Below are 14,468 nucleotides of genomic sequence, written 5' to 3'. Positions count from 1 at the left end.
TTATTAACATTGGCGCACTGAGGTTTATCATGGCGACATTACAGGAACACAGAACCATGACAGGTCATATTGAACAACCCGGCCTGATAAGAGCGTTGGATAAGGTTTGTAGATGCCTGGAAAACGCTCTTATTTTTGTTGCCGGATCTATGATTATTTGCGCCATGGCAATTACTTTTGTCGATGTCGTAATGCGTTATATCTTCAACTCGCCGCTTAATTGGTTTTTTAACCTAATCACCATGTACCTTCTTCCAGGGTCTTATTTTCTGGCGTTCTCTTATGCGTTGAGAACGGGAAGCCATCTGAAGGTTGATTATTTCAAAAGCAAGCTGCCTTTAAAATTTACCAGCTTTTGCCTTTTGGTCTTCGGCCTCATCGCCACATTGATGTTTAGCTATATTGCTTATACCTATTCTTTAAGGGCATACAGTGCCTGGCAAGAGAACGAGATCGTTTATGGCGTTGTGAGCTGGGTTGTTTGGCCGTCTGAATTTATTATCGCTATCGGCTCCTTTGTTTTCTCGTTCAGGTTGTTAATAACAACAATAAATAACTATGTTTCTAAAGGGGGCGAGCTGTGATGGTCATTGCTTTATCTTTTCTCTTTCTGTTTTTTCTTTTGATAATAGGCATTCCGGTTGCAATCAGTCTTGCGATATCCGGTGCTTTGGGCATTTTTCTAACCAATGGGATAGATGTCCTGCTGGGGATCCTATCGGCTTCGCCAGGCTCTGCTCTGACGACCTACGAGCTGCTCACCATTCCGATGTTTATCCTCATGTCGGAATTTATGGGGGTCAGCGGTATCACCGGCTCCCTGTTTAGCGCCATTGCCAAGTGGACAGACAAGATACAGGGTGGCGTGGGGATTGCTGCTGTTGTCACAGGTGCTGCTTTTGGTGCAATTTCTGGCTCCAGTACAGCGGCTGCAGCCACGCTGGGGAAAATCAGCACGCCCGCCATGCAGGCTGAGGGGTATTCTCCGAAAATGGCCGGCAGTATTGCCGCTATTTCGGGCACTATTGCCATGCTGATTCCTCCCAGTGTCGCACTGATTTTCTATGGGCTGCTCAGCGGGGTTAGCATCAGTGACCTTCTGATTGCTGGCATAGTGCCTGGCATATTGGTGACGCTCACTATCGCCATTACCATCAAGATTCTGATCATCCGAAATCCAGTAGCCTCTAATAATAAGACCTATAGCTTCCGCGAAAAGCTGACAGCACTGAAGGTAGCTACCCCCTTTCTGATGCTGTTCAGTGTTGTTACGGGATTAATCTACACTGGCATTGCCACACCCGTTGAGTCCTCGGCTTTGGGTGCACTAGGCGCACTTTTGCTTGCTTTGAAATCAGGCAATCTCAATGCTGAAGCATTCAAAAATGCCGTTATAAATACGTGCTGCATTTCTGCCATGATCGGCCTTATTGTTGTTTGTGCACATGTTTTCGGTTACTTCATAACCATGACCGGCATCACCCGAAACTTAGTCAACTATGTGGGGCTGCTGGATGTTTCGCCATACCTTATCTTGTTCTTTTTGGTGATCCTCTATCTGGTTCTGGGGTTGTTTCTAGACCTGATCTCCATTTTGATTCTCACTATTCCTGTGGTTCTTCCGGTTGTTGTTTCGCTCGGATTCGACCCGATCTGGTTCGGTGTGATCGTCATTTTGTTGGCTGAGATAGGTATCGTCACGCCACCGGTCGGCATGAACGTCTTTGTGGTGGCGAAAGTGGCCAATGTGCCTGTCGAGGAGCTTTTCTCAGGCGTCATACCCTACATCGTCATGCTGCTTGGTTTGATCGCTTTGTTAATAGCATTTCCACAGATTGTGCTGTGGCTTCCATCAACGGCTATGTACTGACGCGTAATGTTGGTAACTAGTCTTCGCCAATTTGTAGGAGTTTGGGTCAACGATAGATAGGGTTCATCTATATAAAGGTGGGTTAAGGTTTAAGCTTGTTGTAAAAACGTTATACCTATCATCAATGCACCATGCATTATTGGAAGATTTTGTTTATCCCGCTGTATTGATTAATGACTGGCACAAAAACTGAAGAGCGATAAAAAAAGGGAGTACCATCATGAATAACTATAAAAAGCACCTTCCACTGCTGTTGACGGGTGTTTTGGCATGCGGTTCAGTCTCCGCGGCAGAGGTTGAACCAGTGACATTGAAGTTTGCCGAATGGCTGCCCACCACTTCTTTTGCCATAGAGTATGGGGCCAACCCGTTTATGGAAAAGGTGGCGGAGCTCTCCGACGGACAGATACAGTTCGACTTTTATCCGGCAGAACAACTTGGGCGTGGTTCTGAATCTCTGACCTTGTTGCAGACAGGTGTGGCGGATATTGCCAACGTATCTCCGGCTTATATACCGGAAAAGCTCCCTTTGTCTGGCGTTGTCGAGCTACCGGAAATCGTAAAAAACTCCTGTAGCGCGGCGGATAGCTTCTATGAGATGGCCCAGCCAGGTGGGGCTATTTATGAAGCGGAGTTCAAGCGGCATCACATCCGCCCTCTTTGGGTGGGCAATATGGGGCGCTATCGAATACTGACCAACAACAGCGATATTTCGTCGCTCGATGACTTGAATGGTCTGCGAATGCGTACTGCCGGTGGACCTATGACACTCACCGCTGATGCTCTGGGTTCAAGCCCTGTCACAATGCAGGCTTCAGACGTACTAACATCACTCTCTCGCGGTACGCTGGATGGTGTGTATTACCCGCTTCGAGGCATCCTGGACTATGGCCTTGCACCAGCACTGGATCAATTAATTCCGAACTTCTCCGTCGCTAGCTTTGGTCTCACCTACTCGATTAGTGACCGAGTGTGGGAGCGCCTGTCACAGCAGCAACAGGATATTCTGGTAGAGGCAGGAAGGTACGCTATGCAAACCTACTGTGATTACGTGGATAACTCTGAACCGGAAATCATCCAGACACTTGAGGAGGAGTACGGTATTGCCCAAGTGCCCCTATCTGATAGCGATCTTGAACAAGCACACGCCAACCTTGAAGGCGTCTATGACCGCTGGGCAGAACCCTTGAAAGCGCGCGGCCTGCCAACTCAAGAGGTAATTGAAGGCATGCAGTAAGTGGTGTCGCCGGGCTCAGCAAATGGCCCGGCAGTTTTAGGCGGGTGTGCAGGGCTGCGGGAAAAGCAGGCAGTTCACAGGAGAGATGACATGAGCAGAACAAAATTGCAGGGCAAGGTGCTAGCCAGTGGACTGGCGTTTCCTGAAGGGCCGATTGCCATGGAAGATGGCAGCATATTAGTCGTGGAGATTCAAAGAGGCCGCTTGACGCGTGTCCTACCTGACGGCGAGCTACAGACCGTGGCGGAGGTGGGTGGGGGGCCAAATGGGGCGGCTCTCGGGCCGGATGGGCACTGTTATATCTGCAACAATGGTGGATTCAGTTGGCGTACTGACGATGGCTACAGCCGACCTATCGGCGCTGCATCCGATTATGACGGCGGTTCGATTCAAAGAGTCAACCTTGTCACCGGCTCTGTTGAGACGCTTTACACCCACTGCCAGGGCGTTCCGCTGCATGGCCCTAACGATATCGTTTTTGACGATCAGGGTGGTTTCTGGTTTACCGATTTTGGCAAGAAATTTGATGACCGCATTATGCTGGGTTACCTCTACTATGCCCGATGCGACGGTAGCTCGATTCGCCGCGCGGCAAAGCATCTGCTGACGCCCAATGGGGTTGGCCTGTCGCCAGATGGGCGTATGTTGTACGTCTCTGAAACCGAAACCAGTCGGCTTTGGCGTTATCCGATCACCGCGCCCGGTGAGCTGGGTCAGGAGCCTTGGCCATCTCCCAATGGCGGCAAGTTGGTTCACGGCCTGCCGGGCTATCAGCGCCTTGACTCTATGGCTTTGGAAGAGAGTGGTAACATTTGTGTCGCTACCCTGGTGGATGGGGGGATCAGTGTTTTTTCTCCGCAGGGGGATTTGCTGGAGTTTCATGAAGCCCCTGAAGGGTATTGCACTAATATCTGCTTTGGTGGATCGAACTTGCAGACGGCTTACATCACGCTATCAGGTTATGGTCAGCTGTTAGCTGTTCCTTGGCCGCGCTCTGGTTTGCGTTTACATCACCAATAACTTAATCAGAGAGATATGCGCTTGGAAGGTATTTAACTGAATGGATTTAGGAGGATATAAAAGAGATTAATAATTAGCCATGCTGTTTTTGGTTCTCCTGAGAGCTGCGTTAAAGAAATATTTAAATATATAACAATTATTATTGAAGGACAGCCAACCCTTGATCCCTACAGGGCTATTAGTGCTCAAAAAAGTGCCGCACACCTTGGCGGCTCACTTCTCATTGTCATTGCCACCAGAACATACACTCGGCCAGTAAATTGCGCCCGAGGGATAACTTTTTGTTCTGGTACTGTTATGGCGCTCAGATAGTTCCCCCACAATTTGTGCAGCGGTTCGCTATCGGTTTTCATCATACATTGCGACCAAAGTATGTCGTGATAATTGCAGCTCTATGAGCTAGTGTGTGTATTATAGTATCCAACGGTATTCAAGAGTATTCTTATTGGAGGTGTTGGTTTGATTAGTACTATTGGTTTTATTGGCCTGGGGGCAATGGGTGAGCCCATGTGTAAAAACCTGGCCAAAGGGTCTGGTAAGAAGGTGTTGGCCTATGACCTTGCCTCTGAGCCGCTGGAGAGACTGGCGGCTGAGGGTGTGCAGAAGGGCGAGGACGCTCTGCAAGTGGCGCGCGAGAGTGATGTCCTCTTCCTGTCTTTGCCAAGTGGCCAGCATGTAAAAAGCTTGATGCTAGGAGAGGACGGCATTGCCAATGAACTCAAGCAAGGCGCTACAGTCGTCGACCTGAGCACAACCTCCGTAGAGGATGCCAGGTGGTTAGAGCGTGAGCTGCAGGCCTACAAGGTGAAGTTTGCCGATGCGCCTGTCGCGCGCACTCGGCAGGCTGCGATTGATGGCAACTTGTGCGTCATGGTGGGTTGCGCCGAAACCATTTACGGAAATATTAAAGAGCTTCTGCAGCACATTGCATCAGACATTATTCATTGTGGAGATGTTGGCGCCGGCCAGTTGGCCAAGATTCTGAATAACATGGTGCTCTTCGATACTGTGGCCAGCCTGTCCGAGGCATTGGTGATTTGTGAGAAAAGTGGCGCCGACCCTAAAAAGATTTTTGAAGCTATGTCGTTAGGGTCCGCAGATAGCTTTGCCCTGCGCAACCATTGCATGAAATTCATGCTCGAAAATGATTTCCCAGAAAAAAAATTCCCTACCTCATATGCATTAAAAGACCTCAGCTATGCGCTGGAACTGGCAGAGAATTACGGCTTGACGTTGGGAATGGCAGAAAATACGAAGTCCCTATTTCAGAAAGCTATAAAGGAAGGATACGGAGAGCAGTACTTTCCGGTCATCGTCAATAGTATGCGCAATGACTGAGTTTAGTCTTTAACGGAAAGTTAAATATATAACAATTACGAGAGGTGACTATGGCTTATACGAAGCAAGCATCCGTGCTGGCGGTGGTAATTTTCTTATGTGCAGCAGGCGTTGCCCATGCCGATACTCGATTGACGATTGGTTCTACATCCTCTTCGTCATCACATTATGGTTATTTCGTCGCCGTTTCGCAGATCATTAACGAGAATGTCGATGGTGTGCGCTCTTCCGTCATGGAGACGGGGGCAACCATTGATAACTTGAGAAGGATCAAACGTAATCAGGCCGATATGGGGTTAGTGACCACCAATGTTGCCTATGATGCCTATCACGGCGAGGGGGCGTTCGAGGGTAATGAAGTCCCCACTAATGTGCTATGGGTGTATGGCCCTTCGGCTCAGAATGTCGTAGTGAGAGCGGATGCTGGCCTGAACACTATTAGTGATCTGGAAGGTGTCAAATTCAACCCGGGTATTGTTGGATCGGGCACGGAAGCGACTGCCGAAGCGGTGTTTGATGTGATCGGTGTAACGCCTGACTATGTGCGTGGTTCCACAACCGACATGGTTAACCAGATCAAGGATAATCGTGTCAAAGGTTATGTGAAGAGCGGCAATGGCCGAATGCTGGATGCCTCCAGTATCGATATCGCCACTATGACCCCAGTTAATATTCTTGGCTTGAGCGATGAGCAGGCAGATGCCATTCGCCAGGAACTGCCTAGCTTGGGCATCATGAATATTGAAGAGAATGAGGCTGGTGATGGCTATCCGGCATATACCACCTGGGCGTATGGCAACACGGTAAGTTCAAGAGCTGACTTGGATGAAGAGGTTGCCTACAACATCGTTAAAGCTATCGTCGAGCATCAGGATGCTCAGGCGGCCGCTTTCTCAGTTTTAAAAGATGCAGATATCCCAGAGATGACAATTGAGCTTGCAACGACGCCTCTTCATCCCGGCGCTATTCGCTATTTTGAAGAGCAGGGATATGAAGTTCCTGAGCATCTTAAACCCTAAGTTGTGAAATAAAGAGTGGTCGTTTTTATGAAATAGAGCTGACTTGAGTGTTAGCTCTATTGCCTTCTGGCGTGAAGTTATCTTCATGGTGAGACTTATGTTAGAAGCTGTTGAATCGGAATCACAGCCTATAGAAAGCACATCATCCAGGCTTCCTGAGGTGATAAAAAAGCTGGTTGCATTCTCACTTGGCATGATGATCCTTTATACGGGGATCGCTGGTGCTTTTGATTCTCTTGTGCAGCGTTCGGTGATGCTGGCAAGTGTGATTTTATTGGCATTCATGGTGTATCCGCCAAGTATAAAAGGACGTTTTCTTTTCCTGGGGCGAGCCATTGATGGCTTGCTGTGCGTTTTTGCCATTGCCGCGTGCCTTTATGTGGCCTGGAATCAAAACCGCATCCTCACGCAGTTGCCCATCGCTGGGGTGGTAGATATCACCTTATGTGTGCTGCTGGTGATCACGGTACTGGAAATATGCCGACGCTCCGTCGGGATCGCGTTTCCATTGATGGTGTTGCTGTCACTGGCTTACGTCTTCTTTGGCGATCGATTGTCGGGTGATTTTGGACATCGTGGATATGGCGTTGAGTTAGTGGTCGAAACCCTTTTCCTGTCGGATTTGGGGTTATGGGGCATGCTGACGGGGATTGGCGCAACGGTCATTGCCTCTTTTGTGCTGTTTGGCGCTGTACTTATCCGTACTGGCGGCAGTCAGGTGTTTATGGATCTTGCCATGATCTTTGCGGCCAACCGGGTGGGCGGGGCCGCCAAGATGGCCACGGTAGCCTCGGCTGCCTTTGGCTCCGTCAATGGCAGCGCGGTCGCCAATGTCGCCACGACGGGCGCCATGACCATTCCGTTGATGAAGAAAATGGGCTACCCAGCACCGCTGGCGGGGGCTGTAGAGGCGGTGGCTTCCACGGGAGGGCAACTGACACCGCCGATTCTTGGTGCAGCGGCCTTCATCATGGCTGAGACGTTGGGCATCAGCTATTTGTCGGTAGCGTTGGCGGCCCTGATTCCCGCGTTGATGTTTTATTCCAGCGTCTTTATGACCATTCACTTAATCGCCTTGAGAAAGGGGATCGGTGGGCTGCAGGGAGAGAGCGATGTGCCCAAACTGAGGGAAGCCATTAAGCTTTCCAAATCCGCACCGCTGCTAGTTGGGCTTGGGGTGTTGGTGGTGATGGTGTTAAGCGGTCGCTCGGTCGCTTTTTCCGCCTCCTTATCCATCGTGGGCATGCTGATCACCTATGCGTTGGCCGTCCTTGTCCGCGGGGAAGGTATCAAGCCGATCCTCGACACCTTCGTTGACTCGTGCGTGGATGCGGGTTACGGAATATTGATCATTATCACGATGCTGGTCAGCGCGCAGATCGTCGTCGCCATGATCAACATGACCGGCGTGGGCGTGACCATATCGTCCTTGGCCGTGGGGCTGGGCGGTGGTTACCTGTTTGGTGTCGCCTTTATTGTGGCGCTGGCCTGCTTGCTGTTGGGCATGGGCATTCCGACAACCGCAGCCTACGTACTGGTAGCGGCGGTCATGGCGCCCGCACTAGTGTCAGCAGGAGTGGAGCCGATTGCCGCGCATATGTTCGTCTTCTACTTCGCGACCATTTCGGTGATTACACCTCCTTTGTGTGTTGCCGTATTTGTTGCTTCCTCGATTGCCGATACCCGCTGGGAAAGAACTGCGCTGCAGGCTGTACGCTTAGCAGCCGTCACCTACGTGATTCCGTTTCTGTTTATTACCTACCCAGGCGTTCTCTTTAACGGAGATGTGTCCCAGATATTGGAAGCGGTGCTGTCTGGCGCAGTGCTAGTGGTATCAGCGTCGATCGTACTCTCTGATATTTTTGAAAAAGACATGAAGAGGAAAATAGGCGCACTGCTGTGCATTGTATCAGCGGCTATGGCCATTATCCCTTCCCTTTATGCCCTGTTCGCGGGAGCGGTTGTACTGCTGTTTGTTCTAGCGTTCGTGAAGCCATTCTCCAGAAATGCTGCAACGTTAAACTAATACATATAACTAAATTGAAGGAATGATGTAATGGGTGAGATGAAGCGCTATCAACTTCGTATTGGCGATCAATGGTGTGATGCGGCAGATGGAAAAGTGCTGGAATCGATCAATCCGCTTAACCAGCAGGCATGGGCATTGATCCCTCAGGCAACTGCTTCTGATGTTGACGCCGCGGTGCAAGCTGCACGACATGCCTTTGAAACCGAATGGCGGTCTACAAATGGCCTACAACGCGCTGCGCTAATGCACGAATTGGCTAATCTGCTCGAATCCGACACCGAGCGCATGGCCCAACTTGAGACCACCGACAACGGCAAGGTAATCCGCGAGACACGGGTGCAGATGCGTTTTGCGGCTCGCAACTACCGCTACTTTGCTGGCTGGGCGGACAAGCTCCAAGGCGAGAGCATTCCGCTAGACCGTCCTGAGCTGGTTGATTTCACTACTCGCGAGCCGCGCGGCGTGGCAGCCTTGATCACCTCTTGGAACTCGCCGATAGCGATCCTCGCCAACAAGCTTGCACCGGCCTTGGCGGCGGGTTGCACCGTTGTAATTAAGCCCTCAGAGATGGCGAGCGTGACCACCCTGGCTTTCGCTGAGCTGTGCGAAAGAGCTGGCTTTCCTCCTGGCGTGATTAACGTGGTGACCGGTGACGGTAGCGTCGGTGCGGCACTCACCGGGCACCCTGATGTCGACCTGATCAGTTTCACCGGCGGTACCGCTACAGGCAAGGCGATTTCTCGGGCCGCCGCCGAGCATCTAACACCGGTGACCCTTGAACTGGGAGGTAAGTCGGCCAACATTGTATTTGCCGATGCTGATCTTGAGCAGGCTGTGACCGGAGCCGTGGCGGGGATCTTTGCCGCCGCCGGTCAGACCTGTATTGCTGGCTCGCGACTGCTGGTGCAGCGGGACATCTACGATCAGGTGGTGGCGCAGGTTTGTGAACGCGCCCGGGCGATTCGTATTGGTGACCCTCGCGATGAGAACACTGAGATGGGCCCGATGGCGACCCAGGGGCAGCATCAACGAGTACTTGACTTCATCGAACGTGCCCGCACTCAGGGTGCTAAGTTGGCGGCGGGCGGTAGGGTGCCGCAGGGCGACGTATATGGTCGCGGCTATTTCGTCGAGCCGACGGTATTCTCTGATGTGGCGCCGGACTCCGAACTGGCTCAAGAAGAAGTGTTTGGGCCAGTGTTAGCGATTATTCCCTTTGATACGGAGGAGCAGGCTATCGCCATCGCTAACGGCACCGCTTACGGGTTAGTCGCCGGGCTATGGACGCAAAATTTGGCAAGAGCGCATCGCGTTGCCAGACAACTTCAGGTTGGTGGGGTATGGGTCAATACCTATCGCACAAATGCTGCACAAGCACCATTCGGCGGGGTTAAGGCCAGTGGTAGTGGCCGTGAGCGCGGAATGCACGCTTTAGATGAGTACCTTGAGATTAAAAACCTGATGATCGACTTGTCTAACGAAGCCCGCGATCCTTTTGCGATTCGTACTTGATTTAGTCGTCATAACTCTCAAAAAAAGCCTCTAGACGGATCTTGTAGGCCTCACGGATATGGTTGCGTGCCAGCTTTTCCGCGGCTTCCGGGTCGCGTGCTTCGAGCGCGTCAATGATTGCCTGATGCTCACTGCGCGCGGCTTCGGCACGGTTTGGTTTAGCTAGGGTGCTACGCCCAAGCAACATCATTGATTCATGCAGTGAGTGCAGCATTTTAAGCAGGTAGCGGTTGTGTGCACAGCGGTAGAGAGTGCTATGAAATAGCTTATTATTCTTAACTAGATCTTGGGTCTCCTTTAACCGTGCATCGCGATCGCTAATTTCGCGTAGGAAAGCGATTTCAACCTCTGAAGCGTGTTGTGCGGCAAAGCCCGCAGCAGTCCCCTCTAACATCTCGCGCATAGCATATAGCTCGCTAATCATGCTGTGGTCGAGTTCAGTGATGATGGTGCCACGGATCGGATCATTAGCTACCAACCCTTCAAGCTGTAAACGATTAAGAGCTTCGCGTACGGGTGTACGACTTAAGCCTATGCGCTCAGATAAGTCGACTTCACGAATCCTTGTCCCTGGTGGCAGGGTGCCTTCCTTAATAGCTTCGATGATGTAGCTGTAGGCCTGCTCACTGCGCGGTTCGCCGCGCTGATTGGCTGCCTGGGTGGCGGCGTGCTTGCGTGGTGTGGATTCAGTCATAGCTACAAGCCTTAAATTGCGATTTTGACGAATGGTAATGATATGACAATGAACAACACTTGTCATTTTGAACACTGTTGGATACATTTGTATGTATTAGAATTTGGTGTGCGCTTTTACCGTCACCATCTCTTCTTGTCAGTAATCATGAGGGAGTTCCAATGTTGTCATCGACTGGAGAGCGGCTCAGTGAGGCCGATCTGACTGGCCATGACGTGCTGGTGATTGGTGGAGGTAATGCTGCGTTGTGTGCCGCTTTATCGGCGCGTGAGCAGGGTGCCAGCGTGCTATTACTGGAGAGTGCTCCACGTCAATGGCGCGGTGGAAACAGTATTCACACCCGTAACTTGCGTTGCATGCATCGTGAGCCCACCGATGTGCTGAGTGACGCCTACCTTGAGGATGAGTTTTTCGATGACGTTTGGCGTGTTACCGGCGGCATCACCAACGAAGTGTTGACGAAGCATGTGATTCGAGCCTCAGAAACCTGCACCGATTGGATGAAAAGCTACGGTGTGCGCTTTCAACCATCGCTGGGTGGCACTCTGCACCTGGGGCGAACCAACGCCTTTTTCCTGGGGGGCGGCAAAGCACTCGTCAATACCTACTACCAGGCAGCTGAGCGACTTGGGGTGACAATCCTCTATGAGGCTGAAGCTGAACAGTTGGTCTTTGATGACAACCGCTTTGACCATGCGTTGGTGACTTACAATGGCTCACCACGCAAGGTGAGTGCTAAGTCAGTGGTGATTGCCTCGGGCGGCTTCGAGTCCAACCAAGCGTGGTTGGAGGAAGCATGGGGAGAGGTCTCCCGTAACTTCCTGATCCGTGGTACTCGCTTCAACCAGGGTAAGATGCTGCGCAGCCTGATTGATAACAGCGCCATGGTGATTGGGGATCCAACGCAAGGTCACGCGGTAGCTATCGATGCACGCGCGCCCAAGTACGATGGCGGTATCGTCACCCGTGTCGACTGTGTATCCCTGGGGATTGTGGTTAACCGCGATGGCAAGCGCTTCTATGACGAAGGCGAAGACTTCTGGCCCAAGCGTTATGCCATCTGGGGACGGCTGATTGCCAAACAGCCGGGGCAGGTGGGCTATTCGATTACCGACTCCAAGGCGCAGGGGCGCTTTATGCCCTCAGTTTTTCCCCCTGAGCAGGCCGATACGCTTGAGGAGTTGGCGCTTAAGCTCAACCTGCCGGTTGACGCCGTACTCAAAACTGTCGATGAATTCAATGCTGGCGTACAGCCTGGCAACTTCGATCACAGTGTGCTCGACGATTGCCATACACAGGGTGTTACACCCGAAAAGACCCATTGGGCGCAGCGTATCGACGAGCCTCCATTCTACGGCTACCCACTTCGTACTGGCATTACCTTCACCTACTTAGGCGCTAAAGTCGATGAAAAAGCGCGTATGTACATGGCTAACGGCGAGTTGGCGGACAATGTTTTCCTAGCCGGTGAGATCATGGCCGGTAATATTTTAGGCCAGGGCTATGTTGCTGGCTTTGGTATGACCATCGGCACCGTATTTGGTCGCATCGCAGGCACAGAGGCAGGCAATTATGCAAAAGATTGACGCACTAATCGAAGAAACCCGCAACAACATGACGATCTGCAATGCCTGCCGGTATTGTGAAGGGTTCTGCCCGGTATTTCCGGCCATGGAGCGGCGTCGTACGTTCACTCCCGAGGATCTTAAGTATCTGGCCAACCTATGTCACAACTGCGGTGAGTGCTACTACGCTTGCCAGTACGCTCCGCCCCATGAGTTTGCCGTTAACGTACCGCAGTCAATGGCCAAGCTTCGTGTCGAGTCTTATCGACAGTATGCTTGGCCACAGCCGTTGGCCCGTCTGTTTGACCGCAGTGGCTTGCTTGCCGCCTTGGCACTGGCGGCAGGATTGACTCTCATCCTGTTGATTGCCATTGCGCTTAATGGTGATCTGTCGGCGGTGGTCACCACTCAGCATAGTGGCGACTTCTACGCGCTATTGCCGCATAACACGATGGTGGTGACCTTCGGCTCGGTGTCGTTGTTTGTGCTACTAGCGTTGATCATGGGGATGGTGCGCTTTTGGCGCGAAAGCGGCGAGGGCGTAACTGGGCTTGGCGATGCCGAAAGTTGGCGGCAGGCACTCAAAGAAACTTTTTCACTCCAGCATCTGCACGGTCAGGAAGAGGCTGGCTGCACTTACCCAGATGCCTATCATTCGCACTGGCGGCGGCGCTTCCACCATTTTACCTTTTACGGGTTCATGCTTAGCTTCGCAGCGACCGTGACCGGCACCATCTATCACTATGTGTTTGGCTGGCAGGCGCCCTACGATTTTATCAGTCTTCCCAAACTGTTCGGTACCTTGGGCGGCATCGGCCTTTTGATAGGTCCGGCGGGGCTTTTGTACCTCAAGCTGGTGCGTGAGCAGGACACTGCTGATGTGCGCCAGATGGGAATGGATGTGGCTTTCATAGTGCTGCTGTGGCTGACCGGCTTAACAGGCCTGTCCCTAATGCTGCTACGTGAGACCTCAGCCATGGGGGTTATGCTGGTGGTCCATTTAGGCGTGGTTATGGCACTTTTCATTACCATGCCCTATGGCAAGTTCGTGCACGGTTTCTATCGCTTATTGGCGGTCTATCGTAACGCCCTGGAGCGCAATCGCCTTGACCAATAAGCTTCTCTCCAGAGGCAGCACCCGCACGCCAGCCGACATAATATCGTCTGTAGGCCTCTACCAGGTGCCACCTTACCGCTTATCAAGTGGCCGCGAATCGACTTGTGACTAAGGTTATTAGCCATGAGAGGTTGCCCTCTCATGGTTGTTACGACGAAGACGCTGAGCGGCACGGAAAGCGTCAATGAGGAATTGTAGCCCTAGTGCGGCGAAGCCGATCGGTAGGAGTACTGACGTTAAGCTCGCTGGCTACGCTTGTTTCACGAAGGTATTCGTTTGCCTGGTAATGGCCATTTAGAATCCGCTGGAGTCCTGAGAGGCACCTCAAAGGCCTTATTAATCCAGGTTATCGAGCGATCAGTTCGGCAATTCGCTGGGCAGCTGCTTTTACTTCCGTGATAGCGGTCTCTTTATCTAGATCCTCCATGGCCACCACGCCCACACAGGCCTCAATGGTAGGGCGAAACGATGTGGACGAGATAGCGCTGGCCACGCCTACTGCCCCGCGTTGTAGCTGCCCATGAGTCAGGCTGTAACCGTCGAGTCGTGCCTGCTTTATCGCCTCACCTTCTTCCGGGTGAGAGGGCCGTTCGGCAAGGATGGCAATACCGGCAGCGCCCAACGTCAACGGATGGCGGCTACCCACTCGGTAGCCGATTTGCAGAGGCATTTCTCCTGACTCTGCCACCATTAACACAACGCATTCCTCCCCCTGAGCGACAGAGATGAAAGCGGTGGCGCGGGTGGCTCTGGCTAGTGCTTGCAAGAGTGGCTGGGCAATAGCGCGTAGATGAGGTTCAAAGCGAGACGCAAGCAGTGCCGTGCCAGCACCCAGGCGAATGGGGCCTTCGGGGGTGCGCGTAATCAGCCCATGGCTGGCCAGAGTGGTCACGATGCGGTAGGCAATGGCTCGATGAATATCGAGGCGTTCAGCTAGATCGGCAATGGAAATGCCATCGCTATGCTCGGAGACAATTTCCAGTGCCTTGAGTCCGCGATCAAGCGTTTGCAACGTGTTGTTAGCCATAGAAAGGCACCTCGGTATTAGGGTTCGGTAAGTGGGCGCG

At 52.1% G+C, this 14,468-nt stretch carries 12 protein-coding genes; 10 read left to right on the top strand and 2 right to left on the bottom strand.

Going from position 1 to position 14,468, the window contains the following annotated elements; all coding sequences use genetic code 11:
* Window positions 1-56 precede the first annotated feature (56 nt).
* The 8 genes from E0L35_RS14895 (at window position 57) to E0L35_RS14860 (ending at window position 10,025) form a co-directional block, all read left to right on the top strand.
* Window positions 57-584, top strand: coding sequence for a TRAP transporter small permease (locus E0L35_RS14895; protein ID WP_052475703.1), 528 nt, complete (start codon window positions 57-59; stop codon window positions 582-584).
* Window positions 584-1,870 carry a TRAP transporter large permease gene (locus E0L35_RS14890; RefSeq protein ID WP_041159080.1) on the top strand — a complete coding sequence of 429 codons (1,287 nt, stop codon included), beginning with the start codon at window positions 584-586 and terminating at the stop codon, window positions 1,868-1,870. Before E0L35_RS14895 ends, E0L35_RS14890 begins: the two co-directional genes overlap by 1 nt.
* A 220-nt stretch (window positions 1,871-2,090) precedes the next feature.
* Entirely contained in the window at window positions 2,091-3,107 is a 1,017-nt protein-coding gene (gene dctP / locus E0L35_RS14885) for a TRAP transporter substrate-binding protein DctP (protein ID WP_022521409.1), read from the top strand.
* 90 nt (window positions 3,108-3,197) lie between these two features.
* Window positions 3,198-4,127: an SMP-30/gluconolactonase/LRE family protein gene (locus E0L35_RS14880; protein WP_138800697.1), complete on the top strand. Its 930-nt coding sequence runs from the start codon at window positions 3,198-3,200 to the stop codon at window positions 4,125-4,127.
* 459 nt (window positions 4,128-4,586) lie between these two features.
* The gene (locus E0L35_RS14875) at window positions 4,587-5,465 is read left to right on the top strand and encodes an NAD(P)-dependent oxidoreductase (protein WP_199105065.1); all 879 of its coding nucleotides are present in this window, start codon (window positions 4,587-4,589) and stop codon (window positions 5,463-5,465) included.
* 50 nt (window positions 5,466-5,515) lie between these two features.
* Entirely contained in the window at window positions 5,516-6,484 is a 969-nt protein-coding gene (locus E0L35_RS14870; protein ID WP_138800696.1) for a TAXI family TRAP transporter solute-binding subunit, read from the top strand.
* Between the two features lie 160 nt (window positions 6,485-6,644).
* A complete protein-coding gene (locus E0L35_RS14865) occupies window positions 6,645-8,510 on the top strand; it encodes a TRAP transporter fused permease subunit (RefSeq protein ID WP_171051159.1) in 1,866 nt (621 codons plus the stop codon).
* A 30-nt stretch (window positions 8,511-8,540) separates the two neighbouring features.
* Window positions 8,541-10,025 (top strand): aldehyde dehydrogenase, encoded by a 1,485-nt coding sequence (locus E0L35_RS14860; protein WP_212751686.1) that lies wholly within the window; start codon window positions 8,541-8,543, stop codon window positions 10,023-10,025.
* A gap of 1 nt (window position 10,026) precedes the next feature.
* Here E0L35_RS14860 and E0L35_RS14855 read toward each other — a convergent pair whose 3' ends face one another.
* On the bottom strand, window positions 10,027-10,719 hold the full coding sequence (locus tag E0L35_RS14855) for a GntR family transcriptional regulator (protein ID WP_138800694.1): 693 nt from the start codon (window positions 10,717-10,719) through the stop codon (window positions 10,027-10,029).
* 161 nt (window positions 10,720-10,880) lie between these two features.
* Here E0L35_RS14855 and tcuA point away from each other — a divergent pair, with 161 nt between their 5' ends.
* Complete coding sequence (gene tcuA / locus E0L35_RS14850; protein ID WP_138800693.1) at window positions 10,881-12,305, top strand: FAD-dependent tricarballylate dehydrogenase TcuA; 1,425 nt, start codon at window positions 10,881-10,883, stop codon at window positions 12,303-12,305.
* Window positions 12,292-13,401 carry a tricarballylate utilization 4Fe-4S protein TcuB gene (gene tcuB, locus E0L35_RS14845; RefSeq protein WP_138800692.1) on the top strand — a complete coding sequence of 370 codons (1,110 nt, stop codon included), beginning with the start codon at window positions 12,292-12,294 and terminating at the stop codon, window positions 13,399-13,401. Before tcuA ends, tcuB begins: the two co-directional genes overlap by 14 nt.
* Window positions 13,402-13,747: 346 nt before the next feature.
* Here the strand turns inward: tcuB and E0L35_RS14840 are convergent, their stop codons facing one another.
* Window positions 13,748-14,428, bottom strand: coding sequence for a helix-turn-helix domain-containing protein (locus tag E0L35_RS14840; protein WP_022521418.1), 681 nt, complete (start codon window positions 14,426-14,428; stop codon window positions 13,748-13,750).
* Window positions 14,429-14,468: the final 40 nt, after the last annotated feature.

Source organism: Halomonas sp. ATBC28, assembly GCF_005937175.1.
GTDB classification, from domain to species: domain Bacteria; phylum Pseudomonadota; class Gammaproteobacteria; order Pseudomonadales; family Halomonadaceae; genus Vreelandella; species Vreelandella titanicae.
Note: the sequence above shows the minus strand (reverse complement) of the source record. Positions and strands in the feature narration are given on the sequence as shown.

What these genes read in the sequence shown, in the direction of transcription:
- E0L35_RS14895 (WP_052475703.1), top strand. Translation starts at nt 57, where the DNA reads ATGACAGGTCATATTGAACAACCCGGCCTGATAAGAGCGTTGGATAAG.
- E0L35_RS14890 (WP_041159080.1), top strand. Translation starts at nt 584, where the DNA reads ATGGTCATTGCTTTATCTTTTCTCTTTCTGTTTTTTCTTTTGATAATA.
- dctP (WP_022521409.1), top strand. Translation starts at nt 2,091, where the DNA reads ATGAATAACTATAAAAAGCACCTTCCACTGCTGTTGACGGGTGTTTTG.
- E0L35_RS14880 (WP_138800697.1), top strand. Translation starts at nt 3,198, where the DNA reads ATGAGCAGAACAAAATTGCAGGGCAAGGTGCTAGCCAGTGGACTGGCG.
- E0L35_RS14870 (WP_138800696.1), top strand. Translation starts at nt 5,516, where the DNA reads ATGGCTTATACGAAGCAAGCATCCGTGCTGGCGGTGGTAATTTTCTTA.
- E0L35_RS14860 (WP_212751686.1), top strand. Translation starts at nt 8,541, where the DNA reads ATGGGTGAGATGAAGCGCTATCAACTTCGTATTGGCGATCAATGGTGT.
- E0L35_RS14855 (WP_138800694.1), bottom strand. Translation starts at nt 10,719, where the DNA reads ATGACTGAATCCACACCACGCAAGCACGCCGCCACCCAGGCAGCCAAT.
- tcuA (WP_138800693.1), top strand. Translation starts at nt 10,881, where the DNA reads ATGTTGTCATCGACTGGAGAGCGGCTCAGTGAGGCCGATCTGACTGGC.
- tcuB (WP_138800692.1), top strand. Translation starts at nt 12,292, where the DNA reads ATGCAAAAGATTGACGCACTAATCGAAGAAACCCGCAACAACATGACG.
- E0L35_RS14840 (WP_022521418.1), bottom strand. Translation starts at nt 14,428, where the DNA reads ATGGCTAACAACACGTTGCAAACGCTTGATCGCGGACTCAAGGCACTG.